Origin of the sequence: Micromonospora palomenae, assembly GCF_007829925.1 — a bacterium.
Taxonomy (GTDB): Bacteria; Actinomycetota; Actinomycetes; order Mycobacteriales; family Micromonosporaceae; genus Micromonospora; species Micromonospora purpureochromogenes.
In genome coordinates this window covers 719,050-735,095 of sequence record NZ_VIXA01000003.1, presented here as the reverse complement: position 1 = coordinate 735,095, position 16,046 = coordinate 719,050, and the positions used below count along the sequence as shown (strand labels likewise).

At 75.7% G+C, this 16,046-nt stretch carries 16 protein-coding genes; 11 read left to right on the top strand and 5 right to left on the bottom strand.

Annotated elements, in window-relative coordinates; translation table 11 throughout:
* The first annotated feature begins 81 nt into the window (after nucleotides 1–81).
* Nucleotides 82–585 carry a hypothetical protein gene (locus tag FHX75_RS24340; RefSeq protein WP_154942629.1) on the top strand — a complete coding sequence of 168 codons (504 nt, stop codon included), beginning with the start codon at nucleotides 82–84 and terminating at the stop codon, nucleotides 583–585.
* Nucleotides 586–598: 13 nt separating this feature from the next.
* Here the strand turns inward: FHX75_RS24340 and FHX75_RS24335 are convergent, their stop codons facing one another.
* Nucleotides 599–1,078 carry an SRPBCC family protein gene (locus tag FHX75_RS24335; protein WP_246158516.1) on the bottom strand — a complete coding sequence of 160 codons (480 nt, stop codon included), beginning with the start codon at nucleotides 1,076–1,078 and terminating at the stop codon, nucleotides 599–601.
* 57 nt (nucleotides 1,079–1,135) lie between these two features.
* On the opposite strand from FHX75_RS24335, the gene FHX75_RS30960 reads away from it, so the two are divergent.
* The gene (locus FHX75_RS30960) at nucleotides 1,136–1,273 is read left to right on the top strand and encodes a hypothetical protein (protein WP_170285447.1); all 138 of its coding nucleotides are present in this window, start codon (nucleotides 1,136–1,138) and stop codon (nucleotides 1,271–1,273) included.
* Nucleotides 1,270–2,094, top strand: coding sequence for a 5'/3'-nucleotidase SurE (gene surE / locus FHX75_RS24330; RefSeq protein ID WP_154942628.1), 825 nt, complete (start codon nucleotides 1,270–1,272; stop codon nucleotides 2,092–2,094). Before FHX75_RS30960 ends, surE begins: the two co-directional genes overlap by 4 nt.
* A 99-nt stretch (nucleotides 2,095–2,193) precedes the next feature.
* On the opposite strand, the gene FHX75_RS24325 is transcribed toward surE, so the two are convergent.
* Nucleotides 2,194–2,562 carry an STAS domain-containing protein gene (locus tag FHX75_RS24325; protein ID WP_154942627.1) on the bottom strand — a complete coding sequence of 123 codons (369 nt, stop codon included), beginning with the start codon at nucleotides 2,560–2,562 and terminating at the stop codon, nucleotides 2,194–2,196.
* Nucleotides 2,563–2,900: 338 nt separating this feature from the next.
* Here FHX75_RS24325 and FHX75_RS30955 point away from each other — a divergent pair, with 338 nt between their 5' ends.
* Nucleotides 2,901–3,041 carry a hypothetical protein gene (locus FHX75_RS30955; protein WP_170285446.1) on the top strand — a complete coding sequence of 47 codons (141 nt, stop codon included), beginning with the start codon at nucleotides 2,901–2,903 and terminating at the stop codon, nucleotides 3,039–3,041.
* 120 nt (nucleotides 3,042–3,161) lie between these two features.
* Nucleotides 3,162–3,563 (top strand): hypothetical protein, encoded by a 402-nt coding sequence (locus FHX75_RS24320; protein ID WP_154942626.1) that lies wholly within the window; start codon nucleotides 3,162–3,164, stop codon nucleotides 3,561–3,563.
* 103 nt (nucleotides 3,564–3,666) lie between these two features.
* On the opposite strand, the gene FHX75_RS24315 is transcribed toward FHX75_RS24320, so the two are convergent.
* Nucleotides 3,667–6,375 carry a cellulose-binding domain-containing protein gene (locus FHX75_RS24315; RefSeq protein ID WP_154942625.1) on the bottom strand — a complete coding sequence of 903 codons (2,709 nt, stop codon included), beginning with the start codon at nucleotides 6,373–6,375 and terminating at the stop codon, nucleotides 3,667–3,669.
* A gap of 162 nt (nucleotides 6,376–6,537) precedes the next feature.
* Entirely contained in the window at nucleotides 6,538–8,283 is a 1,746-nt protein-coding gene (locus FHX75_RS24310) for a hypothetical protein (protein WP_211364557.1), read from the bottom strand.
* 166 nt (nucleotides 8,284–8,449) lie between these two features.
* Between FHX75_RS24310 and FHX75_RS24305 the strand changes: the two genes are divergently transcribed.
* Genes FHX75_RS24305 through FHX75_RS24295 form a run of 3 tightly spaced genes read left to right on the top strand, consistent with a single transcriptional unit; the run spans nucleotide 8,450 to nucleotide 10,228 of the window.
* Nucleotides 8,450–9,130, top strand: coding sequence for a BON domain-containing protein (locus FHX75_RS24305; RefSeq protein ID WP_154942624.1), 681 nt, complete (start codon nucleotides 8,450–8,452; stop codon nucleotides 9,128–9,130).
* Between the two features lie 55 nt (nucleotides 9,131–9,185).
* Nucleotides 9,186–9,683, top strand: a complete 498-nt coding sequence (locus tag FHX75_RS24300; protein ID WP_154942623.1) for a redoxin domain-containing protein — start codon at nucleotides 9,186–9,188, stop codon at nucleotides 9,681–9,683.
* A complete protein-coding gene (locus tag FHX75_RS24295) occupies nucleotides 9,680–10,228 on the top strand; it encodes a DsbA family protein (protein ID WP_154942622.1) in 549 nt (182 codons plus the stop codon). The genes FHX75_RS24300 and FHX75_RS24295 overlap by 4 nt, the downstream gene beginning before the upstream one ends.
* A 61-nt stretch (nucleotides 10,229–10,289) precedes the next feature.
* Here the strand turns inward: FHX75_RS24295 and FHX75_RS24290 are convergent, their stop codons facing one another.
* Nucleotides 10,290–13,070, bottom strand: coding sequence for a winged helix-turn-helix domain-containing protein (locus FHX75_RS24290; RefSeq protein ID WP_425463527.1), 2,781 nt, complete (start codon nucleotides 13,068–13,070; stop codon nucleotides 10,290–10,292).
* Between the two features lie 124 nt (nucleotides 13,071–13,194).
* On the opposite strand from FHX75_RS24290, the gene FHX75_RS24285 reads away from it, so the two are divergent.
* The 3 genes from FHX75_RS24285 to FHX75_RS24275 are packed head-to-tail and all read left to right on the top strand — an operon-like array spanning nucleotide 13,195 to nucleotide 16,018.
* The gene (locus tag FHX75_RS24285; RefSeq protein ID WP_154942620.1) at nucleotides 13,195–13,638 is read left to right on the top strand and encodes a hypothetical protein; all 444 of its coding nucleotides are present in this window, start codon (nucleotides 13,195–13,197) and stop codon (nucleotides 13,636–13,638) included.
* Nucleotides 13,635–14,807 carry a zinc-dependent alcohol dehydrogenase gene (locus tag FHX75_RS24280; protein ID WP_154942619.1) on the top strand — a complete coding sequence of 391 codons (1,173 nt, stop codon included), beginning with the start codon at nucleotides 13,635–13,637 and terminating at the stop codon, nucleotides 14,805–14,807. The genes FHX75_RS24285 and FHX75_RS24280 overlap by 4 nt, the downstream gene beginning before the upstream one ends.
* Nucleotides 14,808–14,836: 29 nt before the next feature.
* Nucleotides 14,837–16,018, top strand: coding sequence for a saccharopine dehydrogenase family protein (locus FHX75_RS24275; protein WP_154942618.1), 1,182 nt, complete (start codon nucleotides 14,837–14,839; stop codon nucleotides 16,016–16,018).
* The last annotated feature ends 28 nt before the right edge of the window (nucleotides 16,019–16,046 follow it).

Genomic DNA, 16,046 nt, shown 5'->3' with positions numbered 1-16,046 from the left:
CCCGTCGTACGCGCGCCGACGTACCCGGGATGTCGTCGACCGGCCCACGACGCAGCCCGACGGCCGGGCGAGCATCGAGGCATGACCCGACTCTCCCCCGACGGCCGCAAGACCCTGCTCACCCTGCACCTGGTGACCGCGCTGGGCTGGCTCGGCGCGGACCTCGTGCTGCTCACCCTCGGCATCGCCGGGCTGCGCGGCGCCGACCCGGGGGTGGTCTACCCGGCGGCGGCGCTGGTGGCGACCTGGCTCTTCGCGCCGCTGAGCGTGCTGGTCTGGGTGATCGGCGTGACCAGCGCACTGCTGACCCCCTGGGGGCTGCTGCGCTGGCGCTGGGTGGTGGTCAAGCTGGTGCTCACCACGGTGATGATCGGCCTGGTGCTGTTCGCGCTGACGCCGAACCTGCGCGCCGCCGCCGGGCCGGACGCCACCGCACACCAGCGCCTCGACGTGGTGGTCGCCCCGGCGGTCTCCACCGGCCTGCTGGTCACCATGACCGTGATCTCCACCTGGAAGCCGTGGGGCCGCAACCGCCGGACCGTCCCCCCGCCCCGCCGGGCGGCGGCGCCCGCCGGCCGCCGCTGAGTGGACCCGGGCGTCAGTTCGGGACCGGGCCGCCGCCGGCCTTCCGGTCCAGCACCGCGCCGAGTCGGCTGGCCAGGCCCAGGTGCGCGGCGCGGGCCTGGCGGAACGCGTACCCGAACAGCGGTGCCGGCGCGGAGAGGGTGATCTCCACGTCGATCCGCAGCACGTCGCCCTCCTCCTGGAGCCGGGTGTGGTTGCGCACCGTCGTGCCGGGCTGCTGCCGGGCCACCGTGACGATCTCGTCGTCGGTGACCACCAGGACGTCGGCCTGGTAGGTGACCGGGAACCGCAGCGGCCCCAGCTCCAGCCGGTCGGTGATGGCGTAGCTGGCCCGCGCGCCCGGACGGGTGGGCAGCCGGCGCACCCGGACGATCAGCGGATGCAGCTCCCCCTGCCGGGCCGGATCGCTCAACAGCGCCACCGCGTCCGCCCGTGAGCAGCGCGCCTGCACCGTGTAGCTGAACGACTCCCGCCGGACCACTCCACCCTCCACCCCTCGTCGGTCGCCCGATCGTCCCGTACGACGGCCGGGCTGGCAATCGCAGGCGGCATGACGGTGCCCCGGCGGGGAATCCGGCCGGCGACGGCCACGGGAGGCGGGGCATGGACGGGTACGACGGTGGTGGTCAGTCGGCCGCAGGAGCGGACCACCCCGGACGAGCTGGCCGACCGGGCGGTGGACCGGTGACGCTGCGGGTGCTGGTCACCAACGACGACGGGATCGCCGCGCCGGGCATCCTGGCGCTGGCCCGAGCGGCGGCCGACCGCGGCCTGGACGTGGTGGTGGCCGCCCCGCTGGAGGAGGCGAGCGGCACGAGCGCCTCGATGACAGCGGTGGAGCGCGAGGGGCACGTGGTGGTCCGCGACCATCCGCTGCCGGAGCTGCCCGGGGTGCCCGCGTACGGGGTCGGCGGCTCGCCCGGCTTCATCGCGCTGATCGCCGTGCACGGGGCCTTCGGGCCACCGCCGACGGTGGTGCTCTCCGGGATCAACCGGGGCGCCAACGCCGGCCGGGCGGTGCTGCACTCCGGCACGGTGGGCGCGGCCTTCACCGCCGCCGCCAACGGCTGCCGCGCCATGGCCGTCTCGCTGGACGTGCTCTCCGTCGGCGAGGCCACCGCCGTCAGCGGCGGCGCCGCGGTCTCCGCCGCCGCCCGGGTACGCGACGCGGAGCGGCACTGGGACACCGCCGCCCGGGTGGCGCTGGACCTGCTGCCCCGGTTGACCGCCGGGCCGGTGGAGAGCGTGCTGAACGTCAACGCCCCGGACCTGCCGCACGGGCGGCTGCGCGGCGTGCGCCGGGCCACCCTGGCCAGCTTCGGCCAGGTGCAGATGACGGTGGCCGAGTCCGGGCACGGCTTCGTGCGGACCTCGCTGGAGGAGCCGGGGCAGGCCGTGCAGCCCGGCACCGACCTGGCCCTGCTGGCCGCCGGGTACGCCTCCGTCACCGCCGTCCGGGCGGTCACCGAGGTCGCCGACGTGGACCTCTCCGGCCTGGGCGGCGACTGACCGCCGGTTTGATCCACTCCGTTCCGGCGACGTGGCGGGGTCCGCGGGCGCGGGTCACCGCCACATCGGCGACCTGGAGTGGATCACCAGCGGCCGACGTCAGGCGCCGGGGAGGACCTCGGGGGTCGGGGCCGCGGCGCCGGCGAAGTAGGGCTCCGGCGCGCCGAAGAGGCCGAGCAGGCCGGTGACCCAGAGCTGCCGGTGAACGAACCGGCTGGGCTCGGTGACCACCAGCTTGACGCCGCTGACCTCGGCCGTCTGGAACCCGGCGACCATCGCGCTGATGCCGACGGAGTCGATGAAGGTGACGAGTCGCATGTTCAGCTCGATCCGGGACGGACGGCCCTTCGCGAGCACCTCGGCGATCGCCTCACGCACCTCGTACGCGGTGTCGACGTCGATCTCCCCTCGCGGAGCGATCTCCATGACACCACCCGGCAGAACCGACTTCACGATCGACAGGCTCACGCGAGCACCTCCACTCGCCCGTCCACGGGCGCCTCATCAGTACGCGGGCCGCGACCGAGAGTATTCCTCCGACGGCCTCGGTCGCCACCCCCCGGGATGAGCAATTCGCGGATCCGGACGGACCGGACCGTTCTTCCCCGAGTTGTTCCTGGTCCCGTTCATTCCAACGAGCGACCGGGTTCGGCCGCTCCAACCGATCCAGGGTAGCGACCCCGGTCCAGTCGTTTCCGAACCCGGCCCGCCCGGCGAGCCCCGGTGCCGCGCGCCGATCCCCCGGTGTTGCCCCACCCGCCTAGGGTCGGCGGGCGAGGGTTCCACCACGACGGAAGGAACGATCGATGCTCAGGAAACTGCTCGGCCTGGCCGGTGTCGGCGCACTGCTCGCTCTCGTACTGGCCTGCGGCTTCGGCGGCGGGGACGACGACGATGACGACGACGACGATTTCGCCCGCGGCGTCGCGGTGGTCGTGGTCCGCTGAGGGTCCGACCCGGGTTTGCGGCGCGTCCCGGATGGGCACTGGCGGGACAGGCGACCGTGACGCGCCGCAGACGTCGACGTCCGAAGTGGCCGCAGACTTCGGCACCCCGAGGAGGTACCCATGTTCGGCAGCAACCTGCTGGAGCGCCGCAGCAAGCCGGAGCGGATCGCCGACCAGGCCTGGCAGCAGCTGGTCTCGGCGGTCGGTTCCGCCGGTGACAGCGTGCGGGACACGGCGCGGTCGGTCCGCGGCGGCACTCACCTTTCCGACGCCGGTGACCTGGTGGGCTCGGCGGCGGACGAGGCCCGGCGTCGGGCCACGCTCGCCTTCGACGCGCTCGCCGGGCGCCGTCCGGCCCTGCCGTGGACGCTGCTGATCAGCGCGGCGCTGGTCGGGGCCGCGATCGGTTGGGCCGCCGGGACCGCCGCGCGGGCCGCCGGCAGCCGGGACGTCCGGGCCGTCGACGACATCGAGTTCGTCGACGTGGACCGGCCGAACTCACCGGTCGGCCTCGACGGCTGACCGACGGCACGCCGGGGACCCCGGGTGGATCAGAACGACGTGGCGGTGTCCGGAACTCCGGACACCGCCACGTCGCATTGCACGGTTGCTTGCGCCGGCCGGGTCAGCGGCTGGTGCAGGTGACCGCGGGTACGCCGTTGCTGCCGCTGGAGCTGCCGAGGAAGCCGACGCTGGTGGTGGCGCCGGCGCCGAGCGCGCCGTTCCAGCCGGCGTCCCGCACCGACACGGCGGCGCCGGTCTGGGTGTACGAGCCGCCCCAGAGCTGCGTGATTTTCTGCCCGTCGGCGAAGGTCCAGCCCAGCGTCCAGCCGGCGATCGGCGCGGTGCCGGCGTTGCGCACCACCACCTCGCCCTGGAAGCCGCCCTGCCACGACCCGGTCACCCGGTAGGTGGCCGCGCAGCCGCTCGACGGGGTGGTCGGTGACGGGCTCGGCGACGTCGGCGCCGGGGTGGGGCTCGGCGAGGTGGGAGTCGGCGTCGGGCTGGTCGGGGTGGGGCTCGGGGTGCCGCCGAGCCGGTCGGCGACGAGGATGCCGCGCCCGTTGGTGCCCAGGTACACCCGGCCGTGGACCCGGGGGTCGCCGGTCAGCGCCTCCCCCGCGTTGCCGTACTGGTGCTGGTCGTCGTTGATCCGCACCCAGCTGGCGCCGGCGTTGTCCGAGCGGTACACGCCGGCCCTGCCGTCCACCGTGCCGACCAGGAACACCGCCGGGTACGTCTGCCCGGGCGCCGCCCGGCCGAAGCCGACGTTGACCGACGAGCTGACGGTGCCCAGCCTGGTGAAGCTGGCCCCGGCGTCGGTGGAGCGCCACAGTCCGCCCTCGCCGGCCAGCCAGATGTCGCCCTCCCGGCCGGGCAGCGCCTTGAACTTGACGCTGCCGGCGCTCGGCAGCCCGGTGGCGGCCGACGCGGTGAAGCCGGCCCCGCCGTTGGTGCTGACGTAGAACCTGCCGCCGCTGAAGCCGTAGAACCGGTTCGGGTTGACCCGGTCGGACTCGATCACCGCGTTGGCCGGGATGCCGGTGGCGGCGGTCCACGAGGTGCCGAAGCCGACCGACCGGACGACCGGCTGGCCGGGATCGCCCGGTGCCCAGACGAACTGGCTGCCGTCGGCCGACGCGGCGACCGTGCCGCCGCTGTTGACCCCGGACGGTTCGCCGCCCTGGAACCAGTTCGCCCCGCCGTCGGTGGAGAAGGCGACGTGGCTGTCGCCCGGCCGGTCCGCGTCGGTGAAGTTGCCGGCCCGCACCATGACCGCCGGCTTGGTCTCGGCGTAGTCCAGGCTGGTGGTGCTGGTGAAGCCCGGCTGGGTGAACATCATCGACGGGACCGCGGCGAGGTCGGTGTGGCGGAAGCCACCGATGTCGCCGAGCGCGCTGACCAGCGGCGCGCCGGCGGGCGGGCTGATCAGGTCGAGGACCGCGGTCTCCTCCAACCCCTTGACCATCGGCCTGATGGTGAACTGGCCGCCGGTGTCCCACCTGGTGAGGTCGGTGCTGCCGTAGATGGTCGCGCCGGTGCCGTACAGGAAGCGGTTCGAGTCGAACGGGTCGATCTCCACCGACTCGTTCATCCAGCCCAGCTTCGGGGTCTCCTCCGGCGGGGACGGGTTGAGGCCGAAGGTCAGCCACGGCACCGAGCTGACATCCATGGTGTAGCGCCTGGTCCGGTTCGGGTAGCTGCCGAACTCCCAGATCCGGGTCCAGGTGGCGCCGCCGTCGGTGCTCCGGAAGAAGATCGCGTCCGGCCACCAGGAGACCTGGGTGGCGACCATCAGGGTGTTCGGCCGCTGCCGGTCGATGGTCAGGCCGGAGTAGCCGAAGTAGTCGTCGGCGCTGGTGGACGGAATCGGGCTGATCCGGGTCCAGGCGCCGGTCGCCCGGTTGAACTTCCACACGTCGCCCTTGCCGCCGTCGTACGGGCCGCCGGTGTCGCTGGTGGCGATGTAGAGGAAGCCGCCGACCGGGTCGACCACGCCCTTGTGGGCCAGGTAGCCGGTGGGCTGGCCGGCGATCCGCTCCCAGGTGGCGCCCGCGTCGGTGCTGCGGTAGACCGGGTTCTCCTTGTCGGCCACGCCGACGTAGATGGTCTTCGTGGCGGTGCCGGCGGTGCCGGTGCTCTTGTCGAAGCTCACCCAGGTCAGGCCCTGGTTCTGGCCGTTGTAGCCGGCCGGGTCGCTGGGGTCGGCCCGGTAGTTGCCGACGTTGGGGAAGTTCGCCACCTTCGCCCAGGTCGCCCCGTGGTCGGTGCTGCGCCACAGGCCGTTGCCGCCCTCGGCGCCGTAGTACAGGACGCTGTTGCGGTTGGGGTCGACGGCCAGCCGCTCCCCCATGCCCCGGCCGGGCATGTTGCCGCCGTTCTTGAACGGCAGCTCGGTGACCTGCCAGGTGGCGCCCTTGTCCGAGGAGCGCAGGATCGCGCCGTTGTTCGGGTCCCAGTCGTTGGTGTACATGCCGACCGCCGCGTACACCCGGTTGGTCTGCACCGGGTCGGTGGCCAGGCTGACGACCCCGTTGTAGCCCCACCGGTCCGGGCCCACCCAGTCCAGCAGCGGCGTCCACGACTGGCTGGCCTGCTCCCAGCGGTACGCGCCGCCGATGTCGGTGCGGGCGTAGATCAGGTTCTTCTCGGTCTGGTTGAAGACGATGCCGGGGACGAAGCCGCCGCCGTCGACCCGGACGTTGCGCCAGCTGTACGGCTCGGCGGCGGCCGCGGCGGCCGGGGTGGACGGTGCGACGGTGAACTGCACGGCCACGACGGCCGTGGCGGCGGCGAGCACGGACGTGACCGCGCCGGCGAGACCTCTCCGCATCTGCGGTTCCTCTCGGGGATTGCCAGGTGGTGGGGACGCGACGTCCGGGGACGTCGTCGGGTGCGGAGAGCTGCCCTGGCTCCCCGCCGGCACGCTGGCTCCCGCTGCCGAGGAAGACATTCACCCTAACCGCTGCGGCGGCCTCTGTGGAAGCGCTCCCAATCAGCTCGCCCGGTCGAGGTGGTAGACCACCGCGTCGCCGACCCGCTCGCGGTGGATCCCCAGCCCTCCGACCGGCCGGGCCGCCGCGCCCTGCCACGGCGTGCCGGTCGCGTACCGGGGCAGCAGCACCACCGTGCGCACCCCGGCCGCCCGCAGGTACGCCACCGACCCGGCGTCCGGGAAACCCTCGCCGGCCGCCCGGATCCGCTGCTGACTGTCCGGAGTGAACGAGGCCAGCCCGTTGACCGTGGCCGGGAAGCCGTCGGTCGACCAGAGCATCACGTGGTAGTCGCGGATGCCGCCCAGCGGCAGCACCAGCACCGGGCCCGCGACGCCGCGCAACGCCACCGGCTGCGCCGGCACCGGCACGTGCGGCGTCCGGTTCACCCCCTCGGCCAGCACCAGCAGCGCCGGGAGCGCCAGCGCCACCCGCGCCCACCGACGCCAGTCCCCGCGACCGGCCCCGGCCGGCGGCGACTCCCGGACCGTCAACGCCCCGGCGGCCAGCACGCCCAGCAGCAGCGTCGTCCAGAGCACCAGCCGGCCCGGGGTACGCAGGGCGTCCCAGCCCGGCAGGTGCCGCATCAGGGTCAGGTAGCCCGGGTCGCCGTCGCCGCCGAAGCTGGTCCCCGCCGCGAGGGCGAGGCTGACCAGCACCCCGGCGGCCAGCGCGACCCGCTGCCACACCCGCCAGGCCGAGAAGACCAGCCCGGCCACCGCCAACCCGATCAGCACCACGCCGGGCAGCAGGGTCATCTCCCCCGGGAAGCCGAGCGCCGCCCGCGCCGCACCGTGCCGCTCGCCCCACAGCCACGACTCCGGCGGCGCCGTCAGGAAACCCCGGGCCGGCGGGGAGAACATCGCCACCTGCGCGGCCGTCCGCCGGCCGGCCGGGTGGCGGGCCACCACCTCCAGATACGGCGCCGCCATCAGCAGGCTCACCCCGGCGAACCCGGTGACCCCGGCCAGGTCGGCCAGGAACAGGCCGCGCGGAACCGCCGGCCGGGACCGGCGCCGCCACCAGGTGACGCCGTACGCCACGGCGACGGCGAGGCCGAGCAGACCCAGCACGTACGCGAACGGCAGGCCGATGCCGAAGCCGAGGGTGACCTGCCAGGCGGCGACCGCCCAGCCGGCTCCCGCCCAGCCCGGACGGACCCGGTCGGGCCGGTACCCGTGGCGCAGCGACCAGCCGTGACCGCGGGCCAGCATGGCCAGTGCGAGGGCCACCCCGCCGATGCTGAGCACGTGCAGGTGCCCGGCCTGGGCCAGCTTCCAGGGCGCGTACGCGAACGACGCCCCGGCCACCGCCGCCCCCGCCCACCCGGCCCCCAACTGGCGCGACAGCGCGTACGCCCCGACGAAGGCGAGCGCGTGCACCAGCACGTAGAGCAGGTTGTAGCGGACGACGGCGGCCACCGGCCCCTCGCCGACCAGAGCGAACGGGGCGAAGCCCAGCAGGGTGTCGGAATAGGCGTAGGTGTACGGCTCGGGGAAGAACGTGTTCGAGTGCCAGAGGCGGGCCGGGTCGGTGCGCAGCGCGTGCCCGCCCCAGGCGACCTGCCACGCCTGCAGGGTCGGGTCGCCGGTGTCCTGCGGGAGGGTGCCGGCCGGGTCGCGCAGCGTCGGCCAGGTCAGCGCGGCGGCCAGCGGCAGTGACGCGAGCACCACGAGGGTCCACTCGTGCCGGGCCACCCGCCACAGCGCCCGCCCCGCCCGGCGCACCCCGTCCATCGCCCCCGCCATTCGCCGACCGCCAGATCGTGCCCGAGGCCACCCCGGGTTGTCGATGCCCGGGCGGGCAGCCGGTCACCCGGTGCGGGTGAGGGGGACTCATCCGGTGTGCCGGCAGGATCGCGGTTCGGCGGGCTGTACGCCCGCCCCGTGTCCCGATCCCGGGAGGAGTGAGCGCATGGCCGGCGCGACCATCGTCACGCGTACCGACCAGGACATCCAGACCGACGTGCTCGACGAGCTGACCTGGGAGCCCCGGGTGAGTCCGGCCGAGGTGGGGGTCACCGTCGCCGAGGGGGTGGTGACGCTGACCGGACGGGTGGACAGCTACGCCGCGAAGTGGGCCGCCGAGCGGGCCGCGCACCGGGTGGCCCGGGTCCGGGCCGTCGCCAACGACCTGGCCGTGCGGATCACCCCGTCGGCCGAGCGCACCGACACGGAGATCGCCGGGGCGGCCGAGCGGGCCCTGGAGTGGGACGCCTTCGTGCCGGTGGAGGACCTGGAGGTGACCGTCGCCGGCGCGTGGGTGACGCTGCGCGGCCGGGTGGAGTGGGAGTACCAGCGCCGGGCCGCCGAGCGGGTGGTCGGCCGGCTCACCGGCGTACGCGGGGTCAGCAACGGCATCACCGTCCGGCCGTCCACCCCGCCGACCGGCGACGAGCTGCCCGACCGGATCGTCGACGCGCTCGCCCGCAGCGGCGCCACCGAGCCGGACCGGATCAGCGTCCGGGTGTACGGCGACACGGTGGTCATCGACGGCCTGGTGCACTCCGTGCCCGAGCGCGACGAGGTGGAGCGGATCGTCTGGTCCGCCCCCGGCATCCGGGAGGTCCACAACCACGTCACGGTGGGCGGCTGAGACCACCCGGGCCGGGTGAACCGACCTCACCCGGTTGGCGGGCAACGTGGGAGTCATGACTGATTCCGACGGGCTGATCACACCCGGGAGCCCGGCGCCCGACTTCACCCTGCCGGCCACCCCGGACGGCCGACGTACGGGCCCCGGGCAGTTCCGCGGCCGGCCGGTGGTGCTCGCCTTCTACCCCGCCGACTGGACCCCGGTCTGCGGTGACCAGATGGCGCTGTACCAGGCCGCGATGCCGGAATTCGAGCGGTACGACGCGGTGCTGCTCGGCCTCTCCGTCGACAGCATCTGGTCGCACCAGGCCTTCGCCGAGGCCAGGGGGATCACGTTCCCGCTGCTGGCCGACTTCGAGCCCAAGGGCGAGGTGTCCCGCCGGTACGGCGCGTACACCCCGCAGGGGGAGTCGGCGCGGGCGCTGGTGGTGCTCGACCCGGATCAGACGGTGGCCTGGAGCCACCTGTCGCCGCCGGACGTGAATCCGGGCGCCGACGGCATCCTCGACGCGCTGGAGCAACTCGTCTCCGATCGGCGGGTGGTGACCCGATGACGACGCCGCTCCAGGTCACCGCCCGGCTGCGCACGCCGGTGGACGGGACCGACCACGTCCGGGGTCCGGTGGACGCGCCGGTCACCATCGTCGAGTACGGGGACTTCCAGTGCCGCTTCTGCGGCGCGGCGTACCCGAACCTGGCCGAGGTGCTGCGCCAGCGCACCGCCACCGTCCGGTTGGTCTACCGGCACTTCCCGATCGCCAACGTCCACCCGTACGCGGAGAGCGCGGCCGAGGTCGCCGAGGCGGCCGCCCGGCGCGGCAAGTTCTGGGATATGCACGACTGGCTCTACGAGCACCAGGACCAGTTGGACCCGGTGCACCTGTCCCTCGGCATCGAACAGCTCGGCCTGCCACCCGAGGAGGTGGGCGCCGAGGTCGAGCGGCAGGCGTATTCAGACCGGGTACGGCGGGACTTCGTCGGCGGGATCCGCAGCGGGGTCAACGGCACCCCCACCCTGTTCATCAACGAGGTCCGGCACGAGGGCGGGCACGACCTGCCGGAGCTGCTCGCCGCCGTGGACGCGGCGGCCGGCGCCTGACCGCGCCGCGCCGACCACCGCCGGGGATCGCACCGCCCGGCGGCGGTCGGCCTGCGGGTGATCAGATCAGCCGCAGCTCGCGGGCCCGCCGCACGGCCTCGCGCCGGCGGGTCGCGTCGAGCTTGCGGTAGATGTTGCGCACGTGCGTCTTGACGGTGTTGACCGACACCGACAGCTCGCTGGCGATCTCCACGTTGGACAGGATGCTCTGCAGGTAGCGGAGGATGGTCAGCTCCCGCTCGGTCAGCGGCTCGTCCAGCGCCCGCTCCGCGCCGGCGGGTCCCCGGTCGGCGGGCTCGTCGGCGCCCCGGACCAGGTCGCTCACCGTCGGCCAGTGCGCGGTGCCGGAGTCAAGGTGGGCGGCGAGCAGGTCGCGTACCGCCGGCTCCGCGCGGGTGAACACCCGCCGGTGTCCCTCCGGGCCGGCCAGGTCGAGCACCCGTTCCAGCAGCCGTCCGGCGCGCCGGTCGTCGCCGCCCCGGCGGGCGAGCACCGCCTCCAGCACGCCCGAGGCGAGGCGTACCGGCAGCGGCCAGTCCCCGGCGACCGGGGCGTCCCAGTCCGGCAGGGCGTAACCGGCCGCCCGCACGTCACCGGCGCGCAGCTCCACCCGGGCCAGGGCCAGGGCCAGCACCGGCACCGGTTCGGGCGCCCGCGCCCGGTCGGCGAGCAGCCCGCGCGCGGTGTCCACGTCGCCCTGCTCGCTGCGCAGGTCCGCCTCCTCGGCGAGCAGCCGGTCGGCGAGATCCCCGGCGGCGGACCGGGACGCCAGTTCCTCCCGGGCCCGGGCGACCAGCTGGGTCGCCGCCGCCGGCTCCGCCGCGTCCCGCAGCAGCGCGCCCCGGCACAGCGCCGCCGCGGCGGCGACCGTCGCGTCCCCGCCGGCCGCGCCGGTGAGCGCCAGGTGCGCGGTGGCCTCCTCGGGCTGGTCGCGGTGCAGCGCCACCAGGGCCAGCGCCAGGTGGGCGTGGGCGCACTCGGTCCGGCTCGACCACCCCTGGCAGGACGGCATCTCCAGCGCCGCCCGGGCGGTCCGCTCCGCCGCCCGCAGCTCCCCGGCCAGCGCGTGCAGCAGCGCGCAGCGCGTCGCGCAGACCAGCTCGGTGCGCGGCCGGCCGGCCCGCCGGGCGGCGTCGAGCGCCGCGCCGAAGGTCGCCGAGGCCGCCCGCAGGTCACCCTCGGCGAGGTCGACCAGGCCGAGCGCGGTGCCGGCCACCGCCCGCACGTCGGCGTCCTCGCCGGTCCGCGGGTCGTCGGTGTCCGGGCTCTCCACCTGCGCCGGGTCGCGGGTGGCGAACAGCCGGGCGGCGGCGTCGCGTACCTCCCGGTGGTCGCCGGCGAGCCGGGCCAGGGTGAGTTCCAGCGCGGTGGCCAGCCGGCGGAACCGGTCCCGGCGCGGCGCGGGCAGTGACCGGGCCGCCGCCACGGCCTCGCGCAGCCGGGCGGCGGCGGTCGCGCTGTCCCCCGCGTACGCCCGTTCGGCCGCGCCGGCCAGGGCCAGCTCCGGGTCCCGGCGCACCGCCTCGGCGGGCGGCGCCGGTGGCGGCGGGCCGGCGGCGGCCTCCCGGTCGTACGGGACCAGCTCCGGCCAGCCGCTGAGCAGCAGCTCGCTGGCCCGCTCCCACTCCCCCGCGGCCAGCGCGTGCCGCAGCGCCTCGGCGGGCCGGTCGTGGCCGGCGTACCAGCCCGCCGCCCGCAGGTGCAGGTCGCGGCGCTCGTCGTCGCCCAGCCCGTCGAGTTCCTCGCGGAGCAGGTCGGCCAGCAGCGGGTGGGCCCGGTACCAGGGCGGGTCGCTGTCGTCGCGGTGCAGGAAGCCGCCGTCCCGGGCCAGCCCGGCCAGCACCTGCCCACCGTCGCCCCGGCCGGTCAGCGCGTCGGCGAGGTCGGCGCGGACCGCCGGCGCGACCGCCGCCCGCAGCAGCAGGTCCCGCGCCGCCGGCGTCAGCCCGGACAGCACCTCCGCCCGCAGGTACGCGGCGACGTCCGGCTGGTCGCCGCCGAACCGCTCGGCCCACCGTTGCGGGTCGGGACGGTCCCGGGCCGCCAGCGCGGCGAACCGCAGCCCGGCCGGCCAGCCGCCGGTCCGCTCCCGGAGCCGGGCGACCGCCGTCGCGGGCAGCGGCGCGCCGTGCGCGACCAGCAGGTCGGCGACCTCGTCGTCGGTGAAGGCGAGTTCCTCGGGGCCGAGCTCGGTCAGCTCGCCGGCCAGCCGCAGCCGGTGCAGGGCCAGCGGCAGCTCGGTGCGGGCCCCGGCGACCAGGCGCAGCCGCCCGTCGGTGTGCCGCAGCAGGAACTCCAACCCGGTCAGCGCGGCCGGGTCGGTGACCCGGTGCAGGTCGTCCAGGACCAGCAGCACCGGCCGGTCCCGGGCGGCCAGGGCGGCGGCGAGCAGCTCCAACTGGTCGGGGCGGGGCGGGGCCACCGGTACGGCCGGGCCTTCCTCCTCCGCCTCCGCCTCCGCCACCCCGCGCAGCGCCGCCGCCAGGTACGCCCAGAGCCGCTCCCCGGTGTCCCCCTCCTCCACCTGGACCCACGCCGGCCCGGGCTCGGGCACGCCACGCGCCCAGGTGGCGAGCAGGGTGGTCTTGCCCCAGCCGGCCGGGGCACGGACCAGGGTGACCGGTCCGGCGGTCCCGGCGTCCAGCCGTGCGGTCAGCCGGGGCCGCAGCAGCAGCGGCTCGGGCAGCGCGGGCGGGGTCAGCCGGGAGGCGAGCAGCGGCGGCGGGCCGGCGGACGCCTCGGCGATCTCGTTGCTGCTGACCTGCGGCTTCGGCATGCACCCACCCCCGTCGACGCGTTCCTCCCCCGGTCGGCGGCGCTTACCCGGCCGGGACGGGTTCACCCCTTCGGGGGGAGCACAGCTCACCCGGGCCGGGCCGACCATCGGCGTACGCGGGCGACCGGCCGCGCGTGACCGGTCGCCCGTGTCGCAACCGGCCCGGAGACCGGAGGGACAGGTGGTACGGATGGGACGGGCGGTCCTCGGCGGGCTCACCCTCGCGGCGGTCGCCGGCGGAGCGGTGGCGCTGCGCGCGCTGGTCGTACCCCGGCGGGGAGGCTGGCCCCGCGCGGCCGGGGCCGACCCGCGACCCGGCCGGTGGCAGGTGGTGACGGTGGACCGCCCACCCGCGGCGGTGCTGCCCGGCGGACGGTGGCCGGAGCCGCTGCGCCCGCTGGACGGCGCGGTGGAGCTGCGCCTGCGCCCGGCCCCCGGCGGGCGCGGCAGCGAGCTGGCCGCCCGGCCGCTCGGCGGGGTGGCGACCCTGCCCGGGATGGCGGCGCACCTGGTCGGTGACGACCCGGGCCTGTTCCTGCGGGACGTGCTGCGCCGGGTCAAGCAGCTCACCGAGACCGGCGAGGTGCTGCGCGCGGACCGCTCGGCGGTGGACCGGCCGGCGGTGCCGGGGTGAGGGCGCTCTGCTGGGAGGGCGTCGACTCGCTGGCGGTACGCCAGGTGCCCGACCCGGAGCTGCGCAACGCGCACGACATGATCGTCCGGGTCCGGCGCAGCGCCACCTGCGGGGCGGACCTGCCGCTGCTCGGCGGCCGGCTGCCCTTCGTCGCCGCCGGGGACGTGCTGGGGCACGAGTTCGTCGGCGAGGTGGCCGAGGTCGGCCCGGAGGTGCGCCGGCACCGGGTCGGCGACCGGGTGGTGGTCAGCGCGGCGGTGGCCTGCGGCAGCTGCTGGTACTGCCGGCAGGGGCTGCACTCCTGCTGCGACAACTCCGGCACCGCCCCGGCCGTCACCGAGTCGGCGTGGGGTCAGCCCACCGCCGGCTGCTACGGCCAGCCCGGGGCGCTGGGCGGCTTCGCCGGCAGCCACGCCGAGTACGTCCGGGTGCCGTACGCCGACGTCGGCGCGTTCACCGTGCCCGATCCGGTCAGCGACGACCGGGCCGTCTTCGCCTCGGACGCCGCCCCGGCCGGCTGGATGGGCGCGGAGCTGGGCGAGGTGGGCCCCGGCGACGTCGTCGCGGTGTGGGGCGCGGGCGCGGTGGGCCAGTTGACCGCGCAGGCGGCGACCCTGCTCGGCGCGGACCGGGTGATCGTGATCGACCGGCATCCGGAGCGGCTGGAGATGACCGAGCGGCACACCGGAGCGGAGACGCTCAACTACGAACTGACCGACGTCCCCGCGGAGCTGCGCGAACGCAGCGGCGGGCGCGGCCCGGACGTCTGCGTGGAGGCGGTCGGCACCGCCGACGGCGGTGGGGCGCCCGCGTCGCTGGCCGGCCGGCTCACCGGCCACCGGGGCGACGGCGAGGACCCGCTCGCGGTGCGGGAGGCGGTGCACGCCTGCCGCAAGGGCGGCACCGTCTTCGTCTCCGGCACCTTCACCGGCTTCGTCCACACCTTCCCGCTCGGTGCGGTGATGAACAAGGGGCTCACCCTGCGCAGCGCCCGCCAGCACGGGCAGCGGTGGATTCCCATGTTGCTGGACCGGATGGCCCGCGACGAGTTGCGCACGGAACACCTGGCCACCCACCGGTTTCCGCTGGAGCAGGGCCCGGCCGGGTACGCGCTGTTCCGGGACCGGGCCGACGGCTGCGTCCGAACCGTCTTCACGCCGGAGGGGTGAAAAGCCCTGACGGATGGCAGACTCGGCGGATGCGTGACGACCGCCCGTACGACCTCGTCCTGTTCGGTGCGACCGGCTTCACCGGTGGCCTGACCGCCGAGTACCTGGCCCGGCACGCCCCCGCCGGGCTGCGCTGGGCCCTCGCCGGCCGCAACCCGGCCAAGCTGGCGGCGGTCCGCGACCGGCTGGCCGACATCGACGCGGCGCTGGCGGAGCTGCCGCTGCTCACCGCCGACGTCACCGACGCCGCCTCGCTGCGGACGGTCGCCGAGAGCGCCCGGGTGGTGGCCAGCACCGTCGGCCCGTTCATCCACCACGGGGAGCCGCTGGTGGCCGCCTGCGCCGCCGCCGGCACCGACTACCTGGACATCACCGGCGAGCCGGAGTTCGTCGACCGGATGTACGTGCGACACCACGCCGAGGCGGTGCGCACCGGGGCGCGGCTGGTGCACGCCTGCGGCTTCGACTCGATCCCGCACGACCTGGGCGCCTGGTACACCGTGAAGCAGCTCCCGTCGGACGCGCCGATCACGGTGGACGGCTTCGTCCGGGCGGGCGCGCGGTTCTCCGCCGGCACCTACCACTCGGCGCTGACCGCGTTCTCCCGCACCGGCGAGACGAGCCGGGCGGCGAAGGAGCGCAAGGCCGTCGAGCCCCGGCCCGAGGGTCGGCGGGTCCGCGCGGTGCCGGGCCGGGTGGGCCGGTCGAAGGAGATCGGCATGTGGGCGGTGCCGCTGCCCACCATCGACCCGCAGGTGGTCCGCCGGTCCGCGGCGGCCCGCCCGGAGTACGGCCCGGACTTCCGCTACCGGCACTTCGCCGCGGTGAAGCGACTGCCCACGGTGCTGGTCAGTGGGGTCGGGTTCGCCGGCCTGATCGGCCTGGTGAAGCTGCCGCCGACCCGGCGTTGGCTGCTCGGCCGGCTCGCCTCCGGGCAGGGGCCGACCGCCGAGCAGCGGGCGAAGTCCTGGTTCCGGGTGCGCTTCCTCGGCTCCGGCGGGGGCCGGCGGGTGCTGACCGAGGTCTCCGGCGGCGACCCCGGGTACGACGAGACGGCGAAGATGCTCGCCGAGTCGGCGCTCTGCCTGGCCTGCGACGACCTGCCGGCCACCGCCGGTCAGGTCACCCCGGTGACCGCGATGGGCGACGCGCTGCTGGACCGGCTGGTCAAGGCCGGCATCACGTTCCGGGTGCTGGACGCGCCGCGGTGAGCGCCGGCCACTCCGCCGCTTGACCCTC